Here is a 25,019-nt window from a genome sequence, read left to right as displayed (position 1 = left end):
TCTGAGGGTTGGAACCCGGTCAACTGTGGGAGCTGGCTTGCCTGCGATCGCATCGACTCGGTGTAACTGAACACCGAGGTGCCTGCATCGCAGGCAAGCCAGCTCCCACATTGATCGGGTTTCCACAGTAGGTACCGCGGTGTTTTCAGTGGTTGTGATCGAACTCCAGCAGAAAATGCGGGCTGACTTCACCTTCCAGCGCCGTCATATGGTGTTCCGCATCGCACATGTGCTCATGCATCAAACCGCGCACCGCGCGTTCATCCCCGGCACGAAAGGCGATCAGCAACTGTTTGTGATAATCCAGGTTGGCCGCGTCGAACTGCTTGCGCTTGGGCTTGTAGGCCTTTTTCAACACCACCAGGTCGCGCAGCAGGTCGTTGAGAAACTGCGCCATGAAACTCAGCAACGGATTGGGGCAGGCCTTGGCCAGCAGGTTATGGAACTCCAGTTCCGCCAGGCGTTGCTCGCGCTGGCCGGCCTCGCTGTCTTCCGGGGCGCTGCAGAAATCCACGTTGTCTTGCAGGGCCTGGTAGTCGTCTTCGCTCAAGCGCCCGAGCACCGACACCGCGAGTTCCACTTCGATGACTTTGCGCAGTTGGTACACCTGCTCGCCATCCAAATGCTGGAAGTGCAGGTAGTTGCGCAGCGCGCGGCTGGCGGGCTCAGTGCCGGCCTGGTTCAGGTAAGCACCACCGCTGGGGCCGGTGCGTGTGCTCACCAGGCCTTCCACTTCCAGGGCCTTGAGCGCTTCGCGGGCCGAGCCCTTGGAGCACTGGAAGCTTTCCATCAGCTCACGTTCAGTGGGTAGACGGTCGCCGGGCTTCAAGGCGTCGGTGACGATGGAGCGCTTGACCGACTCGACAATCACATCGGACAGCTTCTGGCGTTTGCGTCGGAGCGGGCGACTTAGCATGGGTTCGATTTATCGTATTAATGCGGATAAATAGCACTTAATAGCGATCGGGATGCAGCGTCAACGCCACGTGTCGTTTTCGATGGCAACAGGTCGCAAACGGGTGTCTGCTCCGCGGTTACCTGAGTCAAGGCAACGGGTGGACGGCGGTGGCTGCTTGCCAAAGACCAGGAAGTCTGCGACCCAGCGGTTGATGCAACTGCTGGCGGCGTGCTTGACGGGTTCTTTCAGCCGCAGTTGCTCGACCGGCGAAGCCGCTTCTTCGGCCTGTTGCGCGTTGACCAGCACCATGCGCGCCACGCGATCGGGAAACAGCGCAGCGTAACGGCTACCCAGGCGGGCGGCGTTGTCATTGCCCAGGTAGAGCAGTTGGGCGTCGCCAAGTTGCCTGCGGACGTACTCCATGTCCTGGGCGGCCTGTTCGATGCCGTTGTCGTTGCTGAGGTCGCGGGGGCTGAGTTCGATCACGTCGTAACGGTCGACCAGCGTGCGATAGGCGGGGTTGGCGTAGGCGCCCCAGAGGCTGGTCAAGTGAATGACAAAGGTGCCGCCCTGGTTGTTGGCGGCGGCGTCGCCAGCCTGGGCAAACACCACGCCTTCACGGTTCAGCGGGTCACGGGCGCCGACGCGAGTCAGGTAGAGACGCAAGCTGCCTTGCCGGGGCGCGGCGTAATTGCGCGGTACGTTCACAATGCCGCATTGGGTGCGTTGCAGCACCTCGGGGTCCAGGCGCTCAACGGTGGGCAGGGGGCAGTCCAGCAGCCAGTCGATGGTGGTGGGAGGGATCAGTGGTTGGGCAGAGGCAAGGCTTGCCGTCAGCCAGAGACAGGCGCACGTCAGGTAGTTTGCAACAGTCATCGAGAGGTCCTGGGCGGCCGTGTAATAGCGGCTTTTTTACCAAGGACCTCAGGTCGAAGAATGTAGGGTGAAAAGACAGCTAATGTACGAGATCGGAGTTTTGTTTATCGGATCTGTGCCTGCCAGCCACCGCCCAGTGCCTTGTACAGCGCGATGCTGGCCTGCAGGCGTGACAGCCGCAGTTGCACATTCTGGTCTTGGGCCGCGTACAGCGTGCGCTGGGTTTCCAGCACCGTGAGCAGGTCTTCGGCACCTGCCTGGTAGCGGCTTTCGGCGATCTGGAACGCGGTCTGGGCCTGTTTCAGCTCTTCACTTTGCCATTCGCGTTGCTGGTCGAGGCGGGTGATGCCGCTGAGGGCTTTTTCCACATCGGCAAAGCCATTGATGATCGCGCCGCGATAGGTTTGCAGCAGTTCATCCTGGCGTGCGCGAGCCTTGTCACGTTCAGCACTTAAACGGCCGTTGTTGAAGATCGGGCCGACGAGGCCGGCGGTCAGCGTGTAGTAGGGGCTGCGCAGCACATCCATGGCCTTGTAGGCGTCGGAGCCCAAGGTTGCACCAAGGGTGACGGCGGGCAGCATGGCCGCGCGGGCCACGGTGACGTCGGCCTGTGCTGCCGCCAGTTGCGCCTCGGCCTTGGCGATATCGGGCCGGCGGCTGAGCAGTTGGCTGGGCAGGCCGGCGCCGATGGTCGGCCAGGTCAGTGCCTGAAAGGGCTCGGCGCCCAGGTCCAACGCCTGCACCGGTTGGCCGAGCAGGGCGGCCAGGGTGATCTGCGATTCTTCGGCCAGTTGCTGGATCAGCGGCAACTGGCGTTGCTGGCTGGCCACCAGGCTTTTTTGCTGTGCCAGTTCCAGGGCCGTGGCGGAGCCGGCGTCGTAGCGCGTCTGTACCAGGTCGAGCACGTTGCGCGCATTGGCCAGGTTCAGCTCGGCGATCTGCTGGCGTTGGTGGGCGGCGAGGGTTTGTGCGTAGCGGTCGGCCACGCTGCTGAGCAGGGTCAGTTCCACGGTGGCCCGGTCAAACTCGCTGGCGCGCAGGCTGTGCAGGGCGCTGTCGCGGGCGGCGGCGCGGCCACCCCAGAAGTCCACTTCGTAGCTGGCGGTGAGGTTGGCGCCGAAGTTGTCGACGGCGTCGTCGCTTTGGGACGCATCCAGGTCCGGTCCACCCGGGCCGCGTATGAGTTTCTGGTGACTGGTCGTGAGGTTGAACTTCACCTCGGGCAACAATGGCGCACCGGCTATCACCGCACTGGCCTGCGCCTGGCGCACACGGGCCGTGGCGGCGGCAACGTCGAAACTGTCACGGCGGGCCTGCTCGATAAGACGGTTCAACTGCGGGCTGGCGAAGTGTGTCCACCATTGCTGGTTGGTGGCCTGGGCGGCGTCGCGCTCGGCGTATTGCCAGGCGGCAGGCGGCGCAATAGCCGTGTGGATGGCCGGTGGGTTGCCGGCGCAGGCGCTGAGCAACACACACAAACCGGGCAAGTAGATGGATCGTTTATTCACTGGTCAACGCCTTAACCGGATCGAGCCGGGCAGCTTTACGGGCCGGCATAAAGCCGAATACGACGCCGGTGACCAGCGCGCAACCAAATGCGCCACACACCGCCACCAGGGAAAACTGCACCGCCACCTCGGCCAGTACCAGCACGCCACCCACCAGCAGGGCCAGGGCGATGCCGCACAGGCCGCCGACCACCGAGAGCATCACCGCTTCGGTAAGGAACTGGCGCAGGATGTCGCGCTGGCGTGCGCCGGTGGCCATGCGGATACCGATTTCGCGGGTACGTTCGCGCACGGTCATCAACATGATGTTCATCACACCGATACCGCCCACCAACAGGGAAATCGCGGCAATCGAACCGAGCATCAACGACAGCGTGTTCTGCGTGTGTGCTTCGGCCTGGATCATCGCCGCGTTGTTGGTCAGCTCGTAATCGCGCTTGCCGTTGTGCAGCGTTTGCATCAACTGGTCGATGGCCAGCTCGGCCTCGTGGACCTTGCGCGCATCAGCCGCCGCGATCACCACGTATTCGGGGTTATAGCTGCCGAACAGGCGCACGCTGGCGGCGGTATAAGGAATGGCAATGCGGTCGTCGCTGTCCTTGTTGCCAGAGCTGGCGCCTTTTTCCGCCAGCACGCCGATCACCTGGAACGGCACGTTCTCAATCAGGATGTACTGGCCGATGGGGTCGACCTCGCCCTTGAACAGCTTCTCGCGCACACGATGCCCGATCACCGCCACCGTGGCGGCGGCGCGCTCGTCCTCGGCGGTAAAATAATTGCCCTCGACCACCGGCCAATTGAAGATCTCCGGGAAGTTGGTGTCATTGCCGCCCACATAGGCCATGTAGTCGACATTGCCAAAACGCACCCCGGCTTCGCTGCCGTTGACCGGCATGATGCGCTGCACCTGAGGCAGGGCGGCCAGTGCGTGGACGTCATTGAGCGTCACGATCCCCGGCGGCGTACGCGGGTTGGGCGACGATCCACTGAGGTAGATGATGTTGGAGCCGAACGCGCCCATCTGCGCCATGACCTGGCGCTTGCTGCCTTCGCCCACCGCCAGCATCACCACCACCGATGCCACGCCGATAATGATGCCCAGCAGGGTCAACGCGGTGCGGAAGCGGTTGATCCACATCACCCGCCAGGCAGCTTGCACGGCATCCACCAATTCGGCTTTCCATGCGCCATTGTGCTCGGCGCCGTCGGCCAGGCGTTGGCGTAGGTCAACGGCTTGCAGGGCGCCGTTGGCTAATGCAGGAGCTATTTCGCTGCCATCGGCCGAGTCACTGATGATCAAGCCATCGCGAATCTCGATGATGCGGTTGGCCCGCGCCGCCACTTCGCGGTCGTGGGTGATCAGGATCACCACGTGGCCTTGGCTGGCCAGTTCGTCGAGCAGGGTCATGACCTCGGCGCCGCTGTGGCTGTCGAGGGCGCCGGTGGGTTCATCGGCCAGGATGATGTGGCCACCGTTCATCAACGCGCGAGCGATGGACACGCGTTGCTGCTGGCCGCCGGAAAGCTGGTGCGGACGGTTGCCGGTGCGGTCGGCCAGGCCCAGGCGCGTGAGCAGCGCGTTGGCGCGGGCATGGCGCTCGGTGGCGCTGATGCCGGCATAGATCGCCGGCATCTCGACGTTTTCCTGGGCCGAGCCGGAGGGAATCAAGTGGTAGCCCTGGAACACGAAGCCAAAGGCTTCGCGGCGCAGCCAGGCCAGTTCGTCACTGTCCAGGTGCGCGACGTTTTCCCCGGCGAACAGGTAGTCACCGACGCTTGGGCGGTCGAGGCAGCCGAGGATATTCATCAGCGTGGACTTGCCGGAGCCCGAGGCGCCGACGATGGCAACGAACTCCCCGGCATGAATCGACAGGTCGATGCCGCGCAACACGTCGACCTGCGGGCTGTCGCCGCCGCCGTAGGATTTGCGGATGTTCTTGAGTTCGATCAGGGGCGTGGTCAACTTAACCCCCGTTGCCGTCGGCCGGGCCGATCACCAATTGATCGCCCTCGTTCAGGCCGTCGAGCACCTGGACGCGCAGGCGGTCACTGATGCCCAGGTGCACGTGGCGTTCTTCGATACGGCCGCTTTTGGTCAGGACCCGGGCGATCTGGCGGTCGGCACTGGACGTGCCCCGCAGCGCGGCAACCGGTGCAGTGAGGGCGTCCTTGACCTGGCTGGCGACGAAAAACACCTGGGTGGTCATCTCCGCCATCAACGCGTTGTCGCTGTTGTCCACGTCCAGCAGCACGGTGTACAGCACCACACGGCCACTGCCGCTTTTGCTGGAACTGTTGGGGCTACCGCTGCCTTGGGTTTCATTCAAGGGCTTGGGCGGGATCGGCAGGATCTGCCGCACGGTGCTGGTCCAGCGCCGGTTGCCGCCGCTCAGGGTGGTGAAATAGGCGGTCATGCCCGGTTTGACGTGGCCGATATCGGCTTCCGAGACTTCCGCCCAGACGGTCATCGGTGACAGTTTGGCGATGCGCAGGATCAGCGGTGTCTGCTGCTGGGCGTTCAGGGTCTGGCCAACGCGCGCGTCCACCGCCACTACGGTGCCGGTCATCGGCGCATAGATGCGCGTGTAGCCCAGCTCCGCTTCATCGCTGCGCAGGCTGGCCTGGGCTTGCCGGATCTGCGCCTGGAACATGCTGACCCGGGCCGCTGTAGCGCTCAATTCAGCTTTGGCGGTTTGTACATCTTCTTCGCGGGTCGCATTACCGGCGGCCAGGCGCTGCTGGCGCTGGTACTTCTGGCGTGCCAACTCATGCTGGGCGTTTTGCTCCTGCAACTGAGCCTTGAGGTTTTCGATGGCGTAGCGGCTGGCGTCGAGTTTGGCTTTTTGCGTGGAAGGGTCGATCTCCACCAGCAACTGACCTTCCTGGACCTGATCGCCGGCCTCGACGTGGATCTTGCGGATCTGCCCGGACGCCTGTGCGCCTACATCGACATAACGCCTGGGTTGCAGGGTGCCCAGGGCCGTCACGCTGTTTTCGATATTGCCGCGGGTGACGCTCACAGTGGTGAGGGTGTCGGGCCCCGGCGGCAGCACTTGCCAGGCCGCGATGGCGATGACGGGGATCAGGCACGCGATAACAAGCAAGGCGCGTCGGGCAGGTCGAGGGCGTTTCATGCTTTGGTTCCAGCCAGGAAAGTTCGGACCGCAGTTGCGGGGAGCTGACAAGTAGACGAGGGAATTGCGCGGGGATTTAGGCGGTTACATAAGCAGTTACAGCTCCTTTGAAGAAAAATAATCGTCCGTTGATGCAAGTGTGCTTTAAAAGTAGATGAGAATTACTATAAATTGCACGCACTCAAACTGCCATCACCTAAACGCTGTCTTTTTTGCACCCAAGGGCCTAATGCCGCCACCCGGCGGTCGGGAGTCATGTTGGAAAACTACTATCGCGAGCTGGTGTGTTTCCTCAACGCCAAGCTGGGCAACCGTCAGGTGGCCGAGGATGTGGTGCATGACGCTTATGTCCGGGTGCTGGAACGTTCCAGCGACACGCCCATCGAACAACCCCGCGCCTTTTTGTACCGCACTGCGCTCAACCTGGTGATCGACGGTCATCGCCGCAACGCCTTGCGCCAGGTTGAACCCCTGGATGTGCTGGATGCCGAAGAGCGCTTCGCCAGTTGCTCGCCCCACACTCACCACGACCACGGCCAGCGCCTGGAATTGCTCGAACGTGCCCTGGCCGAGCTGCCGCCTGCCTGCCGCGACAGCTTTCTGCTGCGCAAGCTCGACGGCCTGACCCACCTGCAAATCGCCGAGCGCCTGTGCATTTCCCGCGCCCTGGTGGAAAAACACATCGTCAACGCCATGAAGCACTGCCGGGGGCGGATGCGAGAGTGGGAAGCGCACTGATCACCTGTTAGTTAAATTTTATTTCACTGTCCTCGTTTCCTATCAACAGATGACCTGTTGTGCAGGTCTTGAAAGGTATTCCCGCCCCACCGCCAAGGGGCTTATCCAGAGGACACTGGAATGACACAGGCTATTGCTTCGCCCGCGGTTCACGACCTGATCGGTATCGGTTTCGGCCCTTCGAACCTGGCGCTGGCCATCGCCCTGCAGGAGCGCGAAAAGGCCCAGGGCAAACTGGACGTGCTGTTTCTCGACAAACAGGCCGACTACCGCTGGCACGGCAATACCCTGGTGACCCAGAGCGAACTGCAGATCTCGTTCCTCAAGGACCTGGTGACTCTGCGTAACCCCACCAGCCCGTATTCCTTCGTCAATTACCTGAAAGCCCACGACCGCCTGGTGGACTTCATCAACCTGGGCACCTTTTACCCGTGCCGCATGGAGTACAACGACTACCTGCGCTGGGTCGCCGGGCAGTTCCAGGCCCAGGCGCGCTACGGCGAGGAAGTGCTGGCCATCGAGCCGATCCTGCATCAGCAGCAGGTTGAAGCGCTGCGCGTGATTTCCCGCGATGCCCTGGGCGAGCAGCATGTACGCACCACCCGTTCGGTGGTGGTCAGCGCTGGCGGCACACCACGTATTCCGGAGGCGTTCAAGGCGCTCAAAGGGGACAGCCGGGTGTTCCACCATTCTCAATACCTGGAGCGCATGGCCACGCAACCGTGTGTCGAGGGCAAGGCCATGCGCATCGCCATCATCGGCGGCGGCCAGAGTGCAGCCGAAGCGTTTATCGACCTGAACGACAGCTTCCCGTCGGTGCAGGTCGACATGATCCTGCGCGGATCGGCGCTCAAGCCCGCCGATGACAGCCCGTTCGTCAACGAAGTGTTCTCGCCGGCCTTTACCGACCTGGTGTTCCAGCAGGAAGGCGCCGAGCGTGAGCGCCTGGTCGCCGAGTACCAGAACACCAATTATTCGGTGGTAGACCTGGACCTGATCGAGCGTATCTACGGCATCTTTTATCGCCAGAAAGTCTCCGGCATCGCCCGCCAGGCGTTCCGCACCATGACGGTGGTCGAGAAAGCCACCCCTGGTCCGTTGGGCATCGAGCTGGTGCTGCGCAATAACGCCAGCGGCGAAACCAGCGTCAATCATTACGATGCGGTGATCCTCGCCACCGGCTACGAGCGCCAGACGCACCGCGCCTTGCTGGCGCCGCTGGAAGGCTACCTGGGCGACTTTGACGTGGCGCGCGACTACCGCATCGTCACCGACGAGCGTTGCAACGCCGGGATCTACATCCAGGGTTTCAGCCAGGCCAGCCACGGTTTGAGTGACACCTTGCTGTCGGTGCTGCCGATTCGGGCGGATGAGATCGCGGCGTCGTTGTATGCGCTGGACCGTGGGCGCGGCAAGGGGCGGTCGGTGCAGGATTTGCTACTCGCTACCGCCAGCTGATCGTTGTTGCGAGGGAGCTTGCTCCCGTTCGACAGCGCAGCTGGAGCCGGCTTTTTGGGACCGCTGCGCAGCCCAGCGGGAGCAAGCTCCTTCGCCACAAAATCTCTGTCCTACAGACGGCACTGGCGTGATGGTTGAGCTACTGGTACTGTACAAAAAACCAGTACCGGTAGCCCTCCATGCAGTTGATCGAAAAACTCAGCATCCTCGCCGACGCCGCCAAGTACGATGCGTCGTGCGCCAGCAGCGGCGCGCCCAAGCGTAGCTCCGAGGGCAAGGCGGGGCTGGGTTCTACCGATGGCATGGGCATCTGCCACAGCTATACGCCCGATGGGCGATGCGTGTCATTGCTCAAGGTGTTGCTCACCAACTTCTGTCTCTACGACTGCCAATACTGCGTCAACCGCCGCTCCAGCGACGTGCCCCGCGCGCGTTTCAGCCCGGAGGAGGTGGTCACATTGACCCTGGACTTCTACCGGCGCAATTGCGTCAGCGGGCTGTTTCTCAGCTCCGGCATCATCCGTTCGTCCGACTACACCATGGAGCAGTTGGTGCGGGTCGCCAAGCTTCTACGCGAAGAACACGACTTTCGCGGCTATATCCACCTCAAGACCATTCCCGACGCGGACCCGGCGCTGATCGCCGAAGCCGGGCGTTATGCCGACCGCCTGAGCGTGAATATCGAACTGCCTACCGAGACCAGCTTGCAGACCCTGGCGCCGGAAAAACAGATCGTCTCGATCAAGCAGGCCATGCAGACCATCTACACCGGCGAGCAGACCGTGCTCAACGAGCCGCGCGCGCCGCGATTCGCCCCGGCAGGGCAGAGTACGCAAATGATCGTCGGCGCCGACGACACCGATGACAGCACCATCCTCCACGGTGCCGAGGCGCTTTACGGCAATTTCAAGCTGCGGCGTGTGTATTACTCGGCGTTCAGCCCCATCCCCAACAGCCCGAAGAGCGTGCCCCTGGCTGCACCACCGCTGATGCGCGAGCATCGCTTGTACCAGGCCGATTTCCTGCTGCGCAGCTACGGGTTCAGCGCCAACGAACTGTTCGCAGGCCCCGGCCACCTGGCCCTGGATATCGACCCCAAGCTGGCCTGGGCCCTGGAACACCGCGAGGTATTCCCCCTGGACCTGAACCGCGCCGAGCCGACCTTGATTGCGCGCATTCCGGGCATTGGCCTGCGCACCACCCAGCGCCTGGTGGACCTGCGGCGTGAACGCAAGATCCGCTTCGAAGACCTGGCGCGCATGCGCTGCGTACTGGCCAAGGCCAAGCCGTTTTTCATCACCAGTGACTATCACCCGCAACAGGCCGAAAGCACCAGCGTGCTGCTACGTGAACAATTGCGCGACCGCCCCGCACCCCAGCAAATGGGGCTGTGGGGATGATCAGCCTGGAATGCGACAACCTGTTCAGCACTTGGCGCGACCAGGCGCGATGGCTGCTCAGCCATCAGGTCGATCCCAGCCAGGTGAGCTGGGGCGAGGCCGAGGTAGCCGATCTGTTTGCCACCGACCAGTCCATTCCCGAAGGCCTCGGGCCGTTCCAGACGCGCGTGCCCAAGGCGTTGTTGGATCTGCTGGGGTCGGCCGCCTGCTACCACGGCGACCAGCGCTGGAGCCTGCTGTATGAAGTGTTGTGGCGTGTGAGCCATGGCGATCGTACTGTGATGCTGGCGGGGGACAAGCTGGGCAGCGAGTTGCAGCGGCGGATCAAACAGGTCAGCCGCGAGGCGCACCACCTGCATGCGTTTGTGCGGTTTATCGCATTACCCGCCGGGGCGGGGGCGGAGCTGCCGGAATATGTGGCCTGGCACGAGCCTGCACACGACATTCTGAAATCCGCCAGCCAGCATTTCGTAGGGCGCATGGGCCGTCATCGTTGGATGATCGCCACGCCGCTGGACGGGGTGTACTACGACGGAGAACAGCTTATTCATCAGCGCGAGTGCCCCGAGGCGTGGCGGCAGCTGGCGCAGAATGTGGAGGATCCGCACAGTGCGATGTGGCTGACCTATTACAGCCACATCTTCAACCCGGCGCGGTTGAACCCCAAGGTGATGGAAGGGCACTTGCCGAGCCGGTTCTGGAAGAACTTGCCCGAGGGCAAGTTGATCCCAGGGTTGATCACTGAGGCGCGGACGGGGAAGCAGAAGGATGGGCAGGCGAAGTTGATTGGGGCAAAAGCCGGTCGCCAGATTGCCAGCCCCCACCGAGCGCGGTGACCAATCCCACGCTTGCCTGTAACTGACGGGTCTGCACCGCCTGCAATGTTCGTTGTGCCTGCAAGGCTGCCGTTTGTGCGGTCACTACATCCAGGTAACTCACGGCCCCGGCTTGGTAGCTGTTCATCGCCAGCGATTGCGTATGTTGCGCGGCATCCGCCGCCGCCTGTTCGTCCTGGGCTTCCTGTTGCAAGTCCCGAAGCTGCGCCAGGTTATCTTCGACCTCGCGCACCGCTTTCAGTACGCGGCTCCGGTATTGCGCCGAGGCTTCTTCAAACTCCGCTTTGGCTTGATGTTCATTGGCGCTCAAGCGGCCGCCATCAAAGATCGGCAAGTTGACCAGCGGCCCCAGCGCCCAATACCGATTGCCCGCCGAAAGCAGATTGCCGACGCCTTGCGTCTGCCCGCCAACCAACCCGGTCAAGCTGAAATCCGGATACCACGCGGCCTTGGCCACCCCGATATTCGCATTGGCCGCAAACACCCGCCGTTCCGCCGCCGCAATATCCGGGCGGCGCTGCAGCAACTGGCTGGGTAACTGCGTAGGAATTCCCGGTAACGCGATCAACCGTTGGCTCGGCGGCAACGTAAAATCACTGGCTGCGACACCCACCAGTTCACCAATGGCATGCTCAGTAAGGTTGCGCTGGCCGCGCACTTCATCCAATTGCGCCTTGGCTTCTGCCAACTGATTCTGCGCGCGGGTCAGGTCCAGCTCAGAAGCAATCTGGCCTTCATACCGGCTGCGGGTCAATTGCAGCGCTTGGCTGAAATCGTCCAGCGAACGGTTGAGAATTCGCGCCTGCGCATCCAGCCCATTGAGCTGCACATACAACGTCGCCAACTGGTGCTGCAGGCTCAAGCGTGCCACCGCCAAGTCATCGCCGGACGCTTGCGCCTGAGCATCACCCGCCGCCACCTGGTTGCGGATTTTGCCCCACAGGTCCAGGTCGTAGCTCAATGAAAAACCTGCGGTGTTGCTGTTATACACGGACGGCTGAGTCGTCCCCCGCAACGGTCGCGAGTCCGATTGCCGTTGCCGCAACGGCTGCGCGCTGGCAGTGATTTGCGGGAACAACCCGGCATGCAGTTGGCTGGCGTACGCCTGGGACGCATCGAAGTGCGCCAGCGCTGCATCCAGGTCCGGATTGGCCTTGAGCAGTTGCTGTTGCAGGTCATTCAGGTGTGGGTCGTTGTAGAGTTTCCACCATTCGGGCGCCAGTTGGTCGCAGGGTTGAGCGCTGTGCCACGGGCCGTCACGGGTCTGTTCGCGGTAGCCCGTCGGGAGGTTTACCGAAGGCACGGTGTAGGTCGGCGCCATTGAGCAACCTTGCAACGCCAGCAGTATCAGGGCTGCGACAGGTTTAAGCCTTGGGCACATGTGCACCTCCCGAGGCGTTGGCCAGTTGCACCGGGTCGCCTTCACGCAGGGCGTCGGGTGGGTTGTCGACGACACGGTCGGCGCGTTTCAGGCCCTGGTCGATCACCAAGCGTTCGCCCAAATCCAATCCGATGTGGATGTTCTGCAGGTGCACGTGATTCTGCGCGTCCAGCACCGCCACTTGCGTGCCTTGGGCGCGGAAGATCAACGCGCTGGCCGGGATGCTCACGCCATGGGTGTCCACCGGAATCGGCAGGGTGGCTTCGGCGTAATCACCGGGCAGCAATTCGCCCTTGGGGTTGTCTGCCACGAATTGCGCGAGCAGGGTCCCGGAGCGGCGGTCGATGGCGGTGGAGTCGCCGATCAGGCGGGCCTTGAAGTGTTCGCCAGGATGCTCGGGCACTGTCAGTTCGGCTTCAAGGCCGGGATGGATGACGGCCGCGTAGTTCTGTGGCACCGGCACATACAGGCGCAACTGGTGGGTGTCAGCAATGTTGAACAACTCGGGATCACTGTCGGTATCGGCTTTGATCAACTGGCCGATATCGGTGTTGCGCGCGGTGATGGTGCCGGCGAATGGCGCACGAAGGGTCTTGTAGCTTTCCAGCGCGGTGAGCCTCGCGTAGTCGGCAGCGGCGGCTTCGGCGTTGGCCTTGGCCGCGGCGGCATTGGAGGTTTTTTCATCGGCCTCCTGGCGTGATACCGAGTGGCTGGCGAGCAGGTTTTGCCAGCGGGTGGCGGTGGTTTCGGCCAGGCGTGCGTTGGCTTGTTCCTGCACTAGGCGTGCGTGGGTTTGGGCCAGTTGCTGGTCCAGGTCCGGGCTGTCGATCTCGGCGAGGACCTGCCCGGCCTTGACTTGAGTGCCGATGTCGGCTTTCCAGTCTTTCAGGTAGCCGCTGACCCGGGCGTGAATCGGCGCCTTGCTCCAGGCTTCCAAATGCGCGGGCAAACGCAGGGTATCGCCGGCGGCGTTCTGTTGCGGTTGGACCACCCTCACTTGAGCGATGGCGGCAGTCTCGGTCCAGGCGGCAACCGATTGTTCGTGCAGCGTACGGGCGTGCAGGCCGTTGGCGACCAACAGGGCGGCCAGGGTCAGGCCGCCGACACCCATGAGCATCAGACGCTTGCGCGAGGGTTTTTGATCAGACGACATGTGGGGGAACTCCTGCAACTGCGCGAGTAGAGTGACGACCGTGGACCAGGCTGAAGACCACGGGAACAAACAACAGGGTGGCGACGGTGGCGAAGATCAAGCCACCGATCACCGCACGGCCGAGCGGTGCGTTCTGCTCCTCGGAGATCGCCAGTGGCAGCATGCCGATGATCATCGCCAGGGCGGTCATGCACACTGGGCGAAAGCGCGTGTAGCCCGCTTCCAGCGCGGCCTTCAGCGCATCACCATGTTCGGCCAGGCGTTCGCGGCAGAAGCTCACGACCAGGATCGAGTTTGCGGTGGCGACGCCCATGCACAGGATTGCGCCGGTCAACGCGGGCACCGACAGCGAGGTGCCGCTGAGGAACAGCATCCACACGATCCCCGCCAGGGCCGCCGGCAAGGCGGTGATGATCACGAACGGGTCAGCCCACGACTGGAAGTTGACCACGATCAGCAGGTAGATCAGCACCACCGCACCGAGCAGGCCGACGCTCAAACCGCTGAACGCTTCATGCAACGCATCGATCTGCCCGTGCAGGCTGATCACCGCGCCTTTGGGGCGCATCGACGCGGTGTCATCCAGCACTTTTTGCACATCACGGGCCACGCCGCCGAGGTCGCGGCCTTGGACATTGGCGTACAAGTCCAGGGTCGGTTCGATGTTGTAGTGAGTCACCACCGCCGGGCTCTGCACGCGGGAGATGGTTGCCACGCCGCCGAGGATTTGCGACTGGCCGCCAGCACCCGTTACCGGCAGCGCTTCCAGTGACGGCAGGCTGTCGAGGCGGTATTGCGGGGTCGCGGCAACGATGGAATAGGACACGCCGTTGGCCGGGTTGAGCCAGAAGGTCGGCGCCACCTGGGAGCTGCCGGCGAGGGAGGCGACCATGCTGTTGGTCACGTCACGCTCCGTGATGCCCAGGCCGTTGGCGCGCATCCGGTCGACATTCACCTGCAAGGACGGGTAGCCGGTGGACTGTTGGATACGCAGGTCGGCGATGCCCGGGACGTGCTGCAGGCGGCACTCCAGTTCTACCGCATAGGCGCGGTTTTCTTCGTCGCTGCGCCCGGAGATCTTCACGTCCAGCGGGGCAGGCGCGCCAAAGTTGAGGATCTGGCTGCTGATACCCGCCGGCAGGAACGCAAAGTGGCTGCCGGGAAAACTTTGCGGCAAGGCTTCACGCAGTTTCTTCACATAGTCCGCGGTGGGGGCGTGGTCTTTTTTCAAGGTGACCTGGATGTCGCCATCCTGCGGGCCGATGGTGCCGCTGCTGCTGTAGGCCATGTCGATGCCGCTCAGCGGGATGCCGATGTTATCGACAATGGTGTCGAGTTCTTCGGCGGGAATCACTTCACGAATCCGCGCTTCGATGCGGTCGAAAGCGGCGGCGCTTTCTTCGATGCGCGTGCCCAGTGGTAAACGTACGTGAAGGGCGAGGGCACCGGCGTCGGTGGCTGGGAAGAAGTCCTGGCCCAGGCTAGGCAACAGCAGGAATGACGCGAGTACGCAGGCCAGGAAACCGACGATAAAGCGTTTGCGATTGCCCAGCGCCAACGTCAGCAGGCCGTAATAGGTATCGCGGCTATTCGAGAAATGGCGCTCGAACCCCTGTTGGAAATTCAGCATCGATTGCAGCAGGGCGTTGCGCTGTTTCGTGTGCTGCTCACCTTCGTGATGATTGATGAATTCATCTTCCGGGTGATGCCCCGCGCCTGGCTCCGGCATGTGCGGCTTGAGCAGGAACATCGCCAGTGTCGGTACCAACGTACGCGAGAGGATGAACGAACTGGCCATGGCAAAGATGACCGCCAGGGCCATCGGGCGGAACAGGTAGCCGGCGATGCCTTGCAGCAAGAACATCGGCACAAACACGATGCAGATGCACAGCAGCGAGACGAACGCCGGGCCGACGATCTGCGCGGCGCCGTCGAGGATCGCGGTTTTTACCGCCTTGCCTTGTTCCAGGTGCCAGTTGATGTTTTCGATGGTGACCGTGGCGTCGTCCACCAGGATGCCCACGGCCAACGCCAGCCCGCCGAGGGTCATCACGTTGAGGGTTTGCCCGGACACCGCCAGCAGCGCGATGGCCGAGAGTACGGCCAGGGGAATCGACGCCGCGATGATCAGCGTCGAACGCCAGCTGCCAAGGAACAGCAGGATCATCGCGCTCGTCAGCAGCGCGGCAATGATGCCTTCCTGGGCCACGCTGCCCACCGACTGTTTGACGAACACCGAGGCGTCGCCCAGCAGCGAAGTCTTCAGCGACGGCGGCAGCGTTTCGTTGATGCGCGGCAACATCTGCCGGATGCCGTCGATGATCGACAGGGTAGAGATGCTGCCGTTTTTCAATGCCGGCATCAGCACCGCACGGTGGCCGTCGACGCGTACGATGTTGGTCTGCGGCGGCGAGCCGTCACGTACGTGGGCCACCTGGCCGATGGTGATCAGCGCACCGTCGACGGTTTTGATTGGCAAATCGTTGAGTTCATCAATTGCCTTGGGGCTGTTGTTGAGCAGGATCGTGTATTCGTTGGGACCGAGTTTGGCGGTGCCCACTGGGATGATCTGGTTTTGCAACGCGAGTGCATTGCCCACGTCCTGGGCCGACAGCCCTTTGGCGGCCAGCGCCTGCGGGTCGAGGTCGAGGGTGATCTGGCGTTGTTTACCTCCCATGGGTGTGGGCATCGCCAGGCCGGGAAGGGCGCTTAAAGGCAGGCGGATGTTGTTTTGCACCAGGTCGCGAATCTTCGCCTCCGAGAGGCTCGGGCTGGAGAATGCCATCTGCAGGATCGGCACCGTGGAGGCACTGTAGTTGAGGATCAGCGGCGGCGTGATGCCCGGTGGCATCTGCTTGAGTACGGTTTGAGAAACTGCCGTCACCTGAGCGTTGGCGGTGCGGATATCCACGCCGGGCTGGAAGAAGATCTTGACGATGCCCATGCCGGGCAGCGATTGCGATTCGATGTGTTCGATGTCGTTGACGGTGGTACTCAGGGAGCGTTCGTAGGTGTAAATCACCCGGCCGGCCATGGCGTCCGGCGACAGGCCGTTGTACTGCCACACCACCGCTACCACAGGGATGCCGATATCCGGGAAAACGTCAGTGGGGGTACGCAGGGCCGCCATTGGCCCGATGATGCAGATGAATATGGCCAACACGATAAACGTGTACGGCTTTTGCAGTGCGGTCTTTACCAGCCCGAGCATGCGTGAACCTCCAAAGGAGCAGGATTGCAAACCCCGGCAGTCTTGCCCGACCCACCTAACACGCACCTTTCAGCCAGGTGAAGGAACATTTAGGTAAGGGCTGAAGATCGTTTCATATGTATTCATTTGTTCTAAACAGGCGCGCTCACCAAGCTTGTAACCCATCGGACACATCGTCTTTCTTTGGAGCCCTGCCATGTCACTCAAACCCCTGTTGTTGATTCCCGCCCTCGGTGCTGTGCTGCTGTTATCGGCTTGCGCCGGCCCCATTCCAAAAGCCGACCCGAGCGAAGCCTGGATCGGCTTGAAGGAAGAAGCGCCGAACGACCTGATGGCTGAGCGAGTGGATGGAAAACGCGTGGATGACGGGCGTTTTTTTGAAGTGACACCGGGAGATCATCGCCTGGATGTGACGTTATTCGAGGAAGAACCAGGCGACGACAACCAGCAGGACTGCCAGGGCCGGGTCGAGTACAAGGACTTCAAGGCGGGTGAGCACTACACCTTGGTGGAATCCAGCCTGGGCACGACCGTGCGCGCATCCCTCGAGGATGGCCACGGCAAGGAAGTCGCGGCGACTCAGGACTTCAATTGCATGCCTGGCTAGGCGTGATGCACCGCTGCCTTATGAGGCTTGGCGGGTTTGGCGTGGGGGTGATGGTGCCGGCGGGTAATGCGCAACACCCCCCACAGCATGGCGCCGGCTACCGCCAGCCAGCCGCAGATCAACAGGAAAATCGTTGTTGCAAGGCTCATTCGGGCCTCCTTTCGCCCCGTTCGGGGCACACACAGTCTTCTCAAGGGACAGTCTAGCTAGCTGGCGGTTGCCTGCTATTGACCAATGGTCGTGTCTGACCAACTTCTTTGCTCTATCCACTCCCTTTACTAAGCCTGCGGGCTATACCCGCGTGGCAGAGCGTCCTATGATCAGGGCCCTCACCGGCAGTTGATCAAGAGAGTAGAAAATTGCGGTTACGGTCGAACCTTAAAACATCCGTGTTGCTCGCCTGTGCCCTGGGGCTTGCGGCCTGTTCTGCAACCCCATCGAGGCTGGCGGGCCTGCCGGAGCGCGTCGAGCTCAATGGCGTGCCGACTTTTCGGAGCGAGGCTTATCAGAGCGGTCCTACGGCTTTAGCCAGCATGCTGTCGCAACAAGGCATTGTCATGACACCGGGCCTGCTGGATAAGCCGCTGCGTTTACCGGGCGCCGAGGCAGACCTTGAACGCAACATGCAGGTGCTGGCGCGTGAATACGGGCTCATGGTGTATCCGCTGGATGCAGAGCTGACGGCGGTGCTGGCGCAGGTGGCGGCGGGTTACCCGGTGATGGCGCGGATTGGTGGTGGGATGTGGTCTGACGCGCATTATGTGGTCGTGGTCGGGTTCAATCAGCAGAAAAGCACCGTGCTACTGCGCTCCGGGATGGACCGGCGCCTGTTGATGAGCTTCAGCGACTTTGAATCGAAGTGGAAGAGCGCGGGGAGTTGGGCAATCCTCACCCAGCGCCCTAGCCAGTTGCCGGCCAATGTGGATGCGCAACGCTGGCGGGATTCGGCTAATGCAACGGCCCAGGCGGGGCAGGAACGGGCGGCGGCGCAGGCACTTAAAGTGTTGGCGGAACGCAAGTAAGGAAAACACCGACGATCCAATGTGGGGCTTGTGTGGGAGCTGGCTTGCCTGCGATAGCATCTCCGCGGTGCCACTGAAACACCGCAGTGTCTGCATCGCGGGCAAGCCCGACTCCCACACAAGCCAGCTCCCACATAGGTAGTGCGTGTTTAGCGACGCACTTCCGCAGCGTTAGGACGGTTCTTCAGGTTCTTGTCCGCCTTGTAGCGCAATGCCACATCCGGCACCGAGCCGCTCTTACCGGTTTCAACCCAATTACGAATCCGGCTGGCATCGGCAAAGTGCGTGAATTTGCCGAAGGCATCCAGGATCACCAACGACACCGGGCGGTTACCCATGCTGGTCACCAGCACCAGGCAGTGGCCGGCCTGGTTGGTGAAGCCGGTCTTGGTCAGCTTGATCTCCCAGTTGGCGCGGTTGATCAGGTGATCGGTGTTGGAGAAACCCAGGGTATAGTTGGGTTTGCGGAACGAAACGGTCTTTTCCTTGGTGGTACTCAGTTGGCTGAGCAGCGGGTAGTGGCGCGCGGCGGCCAGCAATTTGCTCAGGTCACGGGCGGTGGACACGTTATGAATCGACAGGCCAGTAGGCTCGACGTAGTGGGTGCTGGTCATGCCCAGCGCTTTGGCCTTGGCGTTCATCGCCGCGATAAACGCTGGATAGCCGCCTGGGTAGTGGTGGGCCAGGCTGGCGGCGGCGCGGTTTTCTGACGACATCAGGGCGATCAGCAACATCTCTTTGCGCGGCATTTCGCTGCCGATTTTCACGCGGGAGAACACACCTTTCATTTCCGGCGTGTCCTTGATATTGATATCGATGTACTCATCCATGTTCTGCTTGGCTTCGAGCACGATCAGGCCGGTCATCAGCTTGCTCACCGAGGCAATGGGCACCACCACGTCGGGGTTGCTGGAATAGATGACCTTATTGGTCTGCAGGTCCACCAGCATGGCGCTGCCTGAAGCGATCTGCAGCTTGGAGGTATCACGCGGAGCCTGGGTGGTTTCGGCTGCTTGCGCGAAGGTGCCTGTGAAAGCAAAAAATAGGCTGACAATAGAGAGACGAATTTTCACGCGGATGAACTCGCTAAAAAAGTAAGGAAATGCCGTTGGGGAACGGGTTTTTGATAAATGCCGTTACATTTTAGGAGTATGGATCAGAAACTGTCGAATGTTCTTCTAAAGCCAGATGAAAGTTCCTAAAAACTAAGAAAAAAGAGTTTTTTGCGGGCAATAAAAAGCCCTGCGATAAGACAGGGCTTTTTCAGTACACCTGGTTATTAATCGTGCAGGGTTTCTGCGGCGTACAAGGTGTTTTCCAATAGGCAGGCACGCGTCATCGGGCCAACTCCACCCGGTACTGGAGTAATCCAGCCGGCGCGGGGCAGGGCGGTTTCGTACACCACGTCCCCCACCAGTTTGCCGTCTTCCTGGCGGTTGATGCCCACGTCGATGACGATGGCGCCTTGCTTGATCCACTCACCCTTGACCAGGCCCGGCTTACCGGCGGCGACAACGACCAGATCGGCGCGGCCAACGTGGCCGGCGAGGTCTTTGGTGAAGCGGTGGGTGACGGTCACGGTGCAGCCGGCCAGCAGCAGTTCCATGGCCATCGGGCGGCCGACGATGTTGGACGCGCCGACAACCACGGCATCAAGGCCATACAGGTCGACACCGGTGCTTTCCAGCAGGGTCATGATGCCTTTCGGCGTGCACGGGCGCAGCAGCGGGATACGCTGGGCCAGGCGGCCGACGTTATAAGGGTGGAAGCCGTCGACGTCCTTGTCCGGGCGGATGCGCTCCAGCAATTTGGACGCGTCCAAGTGCTCGGGCAAAGGCAGTTGGAGCAGGATGCCATCGATCTTCGGGTCGTCGTTGAGACCGTCGATCAGGTCGGTAAGCGCCTGCTGGGTGGTCTCGGAAGGTAAGTCGTAGGCCTTGGAAATAAAGCCGACCTCTTCACAGTCTTTACGCTTGTGCGAGACATAAACCTGGGACGCAGGATCGCTGCCGACCAGGATCACCGCGAGGCCAGGCGTGCGCAGGCCTTGCTGGCCACGCTCGGAGACGCGTTTGGCGATCTGCTGGCGCAGGCTGGCGGCGATTGATTTGCCGTCGATAAGTTGTGCAGTCATTACGCGTGATTAACCATCGAGAGGGGGAAGAAAAGTGCGCGCATTCTCGCATGCCATGACGTGAGGGCAAAGGCGCTTGGTCTGCAAATTGCCCTAACCCCTTAAATAAAATCAGTTTTTTTCAAAAAAGATTTGACGGGTTTCCAGGCCCTCTATACTATTCGTCGCACTTGTCGGGCACAGCCTAGCACTGGTTAAGAAGGTCGAGCAGAATAGAGTGTTGTTCTGCAAGGCTGGAAGCACTTAGTTTGTAATCCTCCAAGAGTACAGATTAATCAGGCGCCCGTAGCTCAGCTGGATAGAGCATCCGCCTTCTAAGCGGATGGTCGCAGGTTCGAGTCCTGCCGGGTGCGCCATTAGGCAGCTTTGGCACAAGTAGCGCTAGTTGGTGGGCGTAGCTCAGTTGGTAGAGCACGGGATTGTGACTCCCGTTGTCGAGGGTTCGATCCCCTTCGTCCACCCCATATTTTGAAAAGGCGCCAGATTAATCGTCTGGCGCCTTTGCTTTAAGAGCTACAAGCGCGGATGTGGTGGAATTGGTAGACACACTGGATTTAGGTTCCAGCGCCGCGAGGCGTAAGAGTTCGAGTCTCTTCATCCGCACCAAACAAGGCTTGGCCATGTCGAAAGGCAGGGCAGGGCTAAACAAAGAAGTGGTTTGGTTTCTTTGTTAACGCAATATGGTGGGCGTAGCTCAGTTGGTAGAGCACGGGATTGTGACTCCCGTTGTCGAGGGTTCGATCCCCTTCGTCCACCCCATATTCGAAAGGCGCCAGATTTAACAGTCTGGCGCCTTTTTTGGTTTCAGCGGTACGAATATTCGGCGGCTGCAGGTAGTGGGTCGCAACGGCAGGGCGTTTCGTCGTATTTATGTATCTCGATGATGCCGCACTGCCTGCTGGCCCTGTTTGAGGGGTTGGCCGCCAAGGGGGTGCAGACGACTTCTTCTATATATAGAAGAGGCGGCGCGGAGCCCTGGCGTACTTGGCTGTATTTGTCACCGGGGCGAGGTGCGTCAGTGCCTTCGTACCGATAAATTGCCGGCTGTTTTCGGGCGTATTTTCAGTAGGGTGACTTCTTGAGTTTGACCCACTAGAATGCATGCCCTTGATTGGGGTCGGAAATGGCCGGCTAACGTCTGTGCAACGAGGAATATCCATGCAAGTTTCTGTTGAAAATACTACTGCTCTCGAGCGCCGCCTGAGCATCACCGTTCCGGCAGAGCGTATTGAGACTGCGGTCAACAAGCGTCTGCAGCAGACTGCCCAAAAGGCCAAGATCGCTGGTTTCCGTCCAGGCAAAGTGCCAATGAGCGAAATCAAGCGCCGTTTTGGTGCTGATGCGCGCCAGGAAGCTGTTGGTGACGTAATCCAGGCTTCTTTCTACGAAGCAGTGGTTGAGCAAAAGCTGAACCCAGCAGGTTCGCCGTCGATCGAGCCTAAGTCCCTCGAAGCGGGCAAGGACCTGGAATACGTTGCCGTATTCGAAGTGTTCCCAGAATTCGAAGTGGCCGGTTTCGACGGTATTGCTATCGAGCGCCTGAGCGCCGAAGTGGCTGATTCGGACCTGGACAACATGCTGGAAATCCTGCGCAAGCAGAACACCCGTTTTGAAGTAGCCGAGCGTGCTGCCCAGAACGAAGACCAGTTGAACATCGATTTCGTTGGCAAGGTTGACGGCGAAGTCTTCGCTGGCGGCTCCGCCAAGGGTACTCAGCTGGTGCTGGGTTCCAACCGCATGATCCCTGGCTTTGAAGACGGCCTGGTTGGCGCCAAAGCCGGCGAAGAGCGTGTTCTGAACCTGGAATTCCCTGCTGACTACCAGAACCTGGACCTGGCTGGCAAAGCCGCCGAGTTCACCGTGACCGTCAACAGCGTTTCCGAGCCTAAGCTGCCTGAGCTGAACGAAGAGTTCTTCGCTCAATTCGGTATCAAGGAAACCGGCATCGAAGGCTTCCGCACCGAAGTTCGCAAGAACATGGAGCGCGAGCTGCGTCAGGCCATCAAATCCAAGGTCAAGAACCAGGTCATGGACGGTCTGCTGGCTGCCAACCCGATCGAAGTGCCTAAGGCACTGCTGTCCAACGAAGTGGATCGCCTGCGCGTACAAGCTGTTCAGCAGTTTGGTGGCAACATCAAGCCTGATCAACTGCCGGCCGAGCTGTTCGAAGAGCAAGCCAAGCGCCGCGTCGTCCTGGGTCTGATCGTGGCAGAAGTGGTCAAGCAGTTCGACCTCAAGCCTGACGAAGACCGCGTTCGCGAAATGATCCAGGAAATGGCTTCGGCCTACCAGGAGCCTGAGCAGGTTGTGGCTTGGTACTACAAGAACGACCAGCAACTGAACGAAGTACGTTCGGTTGTGCTGGAAGAACAAGTTGTGGATACTGTTCTGCAGAAGGCTAAGGTGACCGATAAAGCGGTCTCTTACGAAGAAGCAGTCAAACCGGCGGAAGCACCACAAGCCGACTGATTGTCCAACTCGTTGGAAATTCAACCATAAGCCAGCCTCGCGCTGGCTTATGCGTTTTCAAGACATGACTATTTGGGAGTAACTGCAGAGCATGTTCCGTAATTCCTATATTCAGCAGAACTCTGATATCCAGGCCGCTGGCGGCCTGGTCCCGATGGTTGTCGAGCAGTCCGCTCGTGGCGAACGCGCCTACGACATCTACTCGCGTCTGCTCAAGGAGCGAGTGATTTTTCTGGTGGGCCCGGTAGAGGACTACATGGCCAACCTGATCTGTGCGCAGCTGCTGTTCCTTGAAGCGGAAAACCCGGACAAGGACATCCATCTCTACATCAACTCACCGGGCGGTTCGGTGACTGCGGGCATGTCGATCTACGACACCATGCAATTCATCAAGCCGAACGTATCCACCACTTGCATTGGCCAGGCTTGCAGCATGGGCGCGTTCCTGCTGACTGCGGGTGCCGAAGGCAAGCGTTATTGCCTGCCTAACTCGCGCGTGATGATTCACCAGCCACTGGGCGGTTTCCAGGGCCAGGCGTCGGACATCGAAATCCACGCCAAGGAAATCCTGTTCATTCGCGAGCGTCTCAATACGTTGATGGCCAAGCACAGCGGGCACACCCTGGAAGAAATCGAGCGCGATACCAACCGCGACAACTTCATGAGTGCCGAGGCCGCGCGTGACTACGGGCTGATCGACGCCGTGATCGACAAGCGCCCCGCTTAATATAAGCCGCTCAAAATAGGGCCGGTCGGCATGTCCGACCACTGGCGGGCTTGAAAAAGCCCGCATAAGCCTTCATCTTGTGTTGCAAGCCTATCGGATTTGGATCGAACGAATGACTGACACCCGCAACGGCGAGGACAACGGCAAGCTGCTCTATTGCTCCTTCTGTGGCAAAAGCCAGCATGAAGTACGCAAATTGATTGCCGGCCCCTCGGTCTTTATCTGCGACGAGTGCGTCGACCTGTGCAATGACATCATCCGTGAGGAGGTGCAGGAAGCCCAGGCCGAAAGCAGCGCGCATAAATTGCCTTCGCCTAAAGAAATCAGCGGCATCCTTGATCAATACGTGATTGGTCAAGAGCGTGCAAAGAAGGTTTTGGCCGTAGCGGTATACAACCACTACAAGCGCTTGAACCAGCGTGACAAGAAAGGCGACGAAGTCGAACTCGGCAAGAGCAACATCTTGCTGATCGGTCCTACAGGCTCGGGTAAAACCCTGCTTGCAGAAACCCTCGCTCGTCTGCTCAACGTTCCGTTCACTATCGCCGACGCCACCACCCTCACCGAGGCTGGATACGTGGGTGAAGACGTCGAGAACATCATTCAGAAGCTGCTGCAGAAGTGCGACTACGACGTAGAGAAAGCCCAGATGGGTATTGTCTACATCGACGAAATCGATAAGATTTCGCGCAAGTCTGACAACCCGTCGATCACTCGGGATGTTTCCGGTGAAGGCGTGCAGCAAGCCCTGTTGAAACTGATCGAAGGCACGGTTGCTTCCGTACCGCCACAAGGCGGCCGCAAGCACCCGCAGCAGGAATTCCTTCAGGTTGATACGCGCAACATCCTGTTCATCTGTGGCGGTGCGTTCTCCGGGCTGGAAAAAGTTATCCAGCAACGTTCCACCCGGGGCGGCATTGGTTTCGGTGCAGAAGTGCGCAGCAAGGAAGAAGGCAAGAAGGTGGGCGAGTCCCTGCGTGAAGTCGAGCCTGACGATCTGGTCAAGTTCGGTCTGATCCCGGAATTCGTTGGCCGTCTGCCCGTCCTGGCCACGTTGGACGAATTGGATGAGGCTGCTCTGATTCAGATCCTCACCGAGCCGAAAAACGCCCTGACCAAGCAATACGCCAAGCTGTTCGAGATGGAAGGTGTAGACCTCGAGTTCCGTACCGACGCACTCAAATCAGTGGCCAAGCGGGCACTGGAGCGCAAGACCGGTGCACGTGGCCTGCGTTCGATTCTGGAAGGCGTGTTGCTCGACACCATGTACGAAATCCCCTCGCAGTCCGAGGTGAGTAAAGTGGTGATCGACGAAAGCGTTATAGAAGGCAAGTCCAAGCCACTGTATATCTACGAAAACAGTGAGCCGGCTGCCAAGGCTGCGCCCGACGCGTAAGCGTTTCGCAGTTTCGGTATAAACAAGGGGCCTCCAGGGGCCCCTTTGTTTTTACAGCGTTTTTACTCCAA

General features: G+C 60.7%; 19 protein-coding genes, 4 tRNA genes and 1 pseudogene. 13 read left to right on the top strand and 11 right to left on the bottom strand.

Annotated features, from left to right (window positions below; genetic code table 11):
* Window positions 1-145: 145 nt before the first annotated feature.
* From HU722_RS18605 to HU722_RS18585, 5 genes are all read right to left on the bottom strand, one after another.
* Window positions 146-916 (bottom strand): FadR/GntR family transcriptional regulator, encoded by a 771-nt coding sequence (locus HU722_RS18605; RefSeq protein ID WP_065875988.1) that lies wholly within the window; start codon window positions 914-916, stop codon window positions 146-148.
* 60 nt (window positions 917-976) lie between these two features.
* Entirely contained in the window at window positions 977-1,774 is a 798-nt protein-coding gene (locus tag HU722_RS18600; protein ID WP_065890715.1) for an alpha/beta fold hydrolase, read from the bottom strand.
* Between the two features lie 104 nt (window positions 1,775-1,878).
* Window positions 1,879-3,282 (bottom strand): efflux transporter outer membrane subunit, encoded by a 1,404-nt coding sequence (locus tag HU722_RS18595; RefSeq protein ID WP_065890716.1) that lies wholly within the window; start codon window positions 3,280-3,282, stop codon window positions 1,879-1,881.
* Window positions 3,275-5,245: a MacB family efflux pump subunit gene (locus tag HU722_RS18590; RefSeq protein ID WP_065880957.1), complete on the bottom strand. Its 1,971-nt coding sequence runs from the start codon at window positions 5,243-5,245 to the stop codon at window positions 3,275-3,277. The genes HU722_RS18595 and HU722_RS18590 overlap by 8 nt, the downstream gene beginning before the upstream one ends.
* 1 nt (window position 5,246) lies before the next feature.
* On the bottom strand, window positions 5,247-6,416 hold the full coding sequence (locus tag HU722_RS18585; RefSeq protein ID WP_065875992.1) for an efflux RND transporter periplasmic adaptor subunit: 1,170 nt from the start codon (window positions 6,414-6,416) through the stop codon (window positions 5,247-5,249).
* A 255-nt stretch (window positions 6,417-6,671) separates the two neighbouring features.
* On the opposite strand from HU722_RS18585, the gene HU722_RS18580 reads away from it, so the two are divergent.
* The 4 genes from HU722_RS18580 (at window position 6,672) to HU722_RS18565 (ending at window position 10,848) form a co-directional block, all read left to right on the top strand.
* Window positions 6,672-7,154, top strand: a complete 483-nt coding sequence (locus tag HU722_RS18580) for a sigma-70 family RNA polymerase sigma factor (RefSeq protein ID WP_065875993.1) — start codon at window positions 6,672-6,674, stop codon at window positions 7,152-7,154.
* A 120-nt stretch (window positions 7,155-7,274) separates the two neighbouring features.
* Window positions 7,275-8,612 (top strand): lysine N(6)-hydroxylase/L-ornithine N(5)-oxygenase family protein, encoded by a 1,338-nt coding sequence (locus HU722_RS18575; RefSeq protein WP_065875994.1) that lies wholly within the window; start codon window positions 7,275-7,277, stop codon window positions 8,610-8,612.
* 179 nt (window positions 8,613-8,791) lie between these two features.
* Window positions 8,792-10,012: a putative DNA modification/repair radical SAM protein gene (locus HU722_RS18570; protein ID WP_065875995.1), complete on the top strand. Its 1,221-nt coding sequence runs from the start codon at window positions 8,792-8,794 to the stop codon at window positions 10,010-10,012.
* On the top strand, window positions 10,009-10,848 hold the full coding sequence (locus HU722_RS18565) for a TIGR03915 family putative DNA repair protein (protein WP_065890717.1): 840 nt from the start codon (window positions 10,009-10,011) through the stop codon (window positions 10,846-10,848). Before HU722_RS18570 ends, HU722_RS18565 begins: the two co-directional genes overlap by 4 nt.
* Here the strand turns inward: HU722_RS18565 and HU722_RS18560 are convergent.
* The 3 genes and pseudogenes from HU722_RS18560 to HU722_RS18550 all read right to left on the bottom strand — a co-directional run.
* Window positions 10,817-12,229: pseudogene (locus HU722_RS18560) on the bottom strand (efflux transporter outer membrane subunit); the annotation flags it as partial. The gene HU722_RS18565 and the pseudogene HU722_RS18560 sit on opposite strands and share 32 nt — an antisense overlap.
* Window positions 12,213-13,382, bottom strand: a complete 1,170-nt coding sequence (locus tag HU722_RS18555; RefSeq protein WP_065880959.1) for an efflux RND transporter periplasmic adaptor subunit — start codon at window positions 13,380-13,382, stop codon at window positions 12,213-12,215. The gene HU722_RS18555 and the pseudogene HU722_RS18560, both read right to left, overlap by 17 nt.
* A complete protein-coding gene (locus HU722_RS18550) occupies window positions 13,372-16,593 on the bottom strand; it encodes an efflux RND transporter permease subunit (protein WP_065890718.1) in 3,222 nt (1,073 codons plus the stop codon). Before HU722_RS18550 ends, HU722_RS18555 begins: the two co-directional genes overlap by 11 nt.
* Before the next feature lie 196 nt (window positions 16,594-16,789).
* Between HU722_RS18550 and HU722_RS18545 the strand changes: the two genes are divergently transcribed.
* On the top strand, window positions 16,790-17,200 hold the full coding sequence (locus HU722_RS18545; protein WP_049712574.1) for a PA0061/PA0062 family lipoprotein: 411 nt from the start codon (window positions 16,790-16,792) through the stop codon (window positions 17,198-17,200).
* Here HU722_RS18545 and HU722_RS18540 read toward each other — a convergent pair.
* Complete coding sequence (locus HU722_RS18540; protein WP_175403023.1) at window positions 17,197-17,349, bottom strand: hypothetical protein; 153 nt, start codon at window positions 17,347-17,349, stop codon at window positions 17,197-17,199. The two genes, HU722_RS18545 and HU722_RS18540, sit on opposite strands and share 4 nt — an antisense overlap.
* 210 nt (window positions 17,350-17,559) lie before the next feature.
* On the opposite strand from HU722_RS18540, the gene HU722_RS18535 reads away from it, so the two are divergent.
* Window positions 17,560-18,222, top strand: a complete 663-nt coding sequence (locus tag HU722_RS18535; protein WP_065880961.1) for a C39 family peptidase — start codon at window positions 17,560-17,562, stop codon at window positions 18,220-18,222.
* Between the two features lie 149 nt (window positions 18,223-18,371).
* Here the strand turns inward: HU722_RS18535 and pbpG are convergent, their stop codons facing one another.
* Both pbpG and folD read right to left on the bottom strand, forming a co-directional pair.
* Window positions 18,372-19,295 carry a D-alanyl-D-alanine endopeptidase gene (gene pbpG, locus HU722_RS18530; RefSeq protein ID WP_065890719.1) on the bottom strand — a complete coding sequence of 308 codons (924 nt, stop codon included), beginning with the start codon at window positions 19,293-19,295 and terminating at the stop codon, window positions 18,372-18,374.
* Window positions 19,296-19,501: 206 nt separating this feature from the next.
* Complete coding sequence (folD, locus tag HU722_RS18525; RefSeq protein ID WP_065890720.1) at window positions 19,502-20,356, bottom strand: bifunctional methylenetetrahydrofolate dehydrogenase/methenyltetrahydrofolate cyclohydrolase FolD; 855 nt, start codon at window positions 20,354-20,356, stop codon at window positions 19,502-19,504.
* 279 nt (window positions 20,357-20,635) lie between these two features.
* Between folD and HU722_RS18520 the strand changes: the two genes are divergently transcribed.
* The 7 genes from HU722_RS18520 (at window position 20,636) to clpX (ending at window position 24,948) form a co-directional block, all read left to right on the top strand.
* A tRNA-Arg gene (locus HU722_RS18520) sits at window positions 20,636-20,712 on the top strand.
* Window positions 20,713-20,744: 32 nt separating this feature from the next.
* A tRNA-His gene (locus HU722_RS18515) sits at window positions 20,745-20,820 on the top strand.
* A gap of 57 nt (window positions 20,821-20,877) precedes the next feature.
* Window positions 20,878-20,962: transfer RNA gene (locus HU722_RS18510), tRNA-Leu, on the top strand.
* 77 nt (window positions 20,963-21,039) lie between these two features.
* Window positions 21,040-21,115: transfer RNA gene (locus tag HU722_RS18505), tRNA-His, on the top strand.
* Window positions 21,116-21,514: 399 nt separating this feature from the next.
* Window positions 21,515-22,825 (top strand): trigger factor, encoded by a 1,311-nt coding sequence (gene tig, locus HU722_RS18500; protein WP_065876002.1) that lies wholly within the window; start codon window positions 21,515-21,517, stop codon window positions 22,823-22,825.
* A 91-nt stretch (window positions 22,826-22,916) separates the two neighbouring features.
* Entirely contained in the window at window positions 22,917-23,552 is a 636-nt protein-coding gene (clpP, locus tag HU722_RS18495) for an ATP-dependent Clp endopeptidase proteolytic subunit ClpP (protein WP_017848147.1), read from the top strand.
* Window positions 23,553-23,664: 112 nt separating this feature from the next.
* Window positions 23,665-24,948, top strand: coding sequence for an ATP-dependent Clp protease ATP-binding subunit ClpX (gene clpX / locus HU722_RS18490; RefSeq protein ID WP_017136464.1), 1,284 nt, complete (start codon window positions 23,665-23,667; stop codon window positions 24,946-24,948).
* Window positions 24,949-25,019 lie beyond the last annotated feature (71 nt).

Source organism: Pseudomonas tritici (assembly GCF_014268275.3).
In the GTDB taxonomy this organism is placed as follows: domain Bacteria; phylum Pseudomonadota; class Gammaproteobacteria; order Pseudomonadales; family Pseudomonadaceae; genus Aquipseudomonas; species Aquipseudomonas tritici.
The sequence above is the reverse complement of the archived record's forward strand: the minus strand, read 5'-3'. Positions and strand labels throughout refer to the sequence as shown.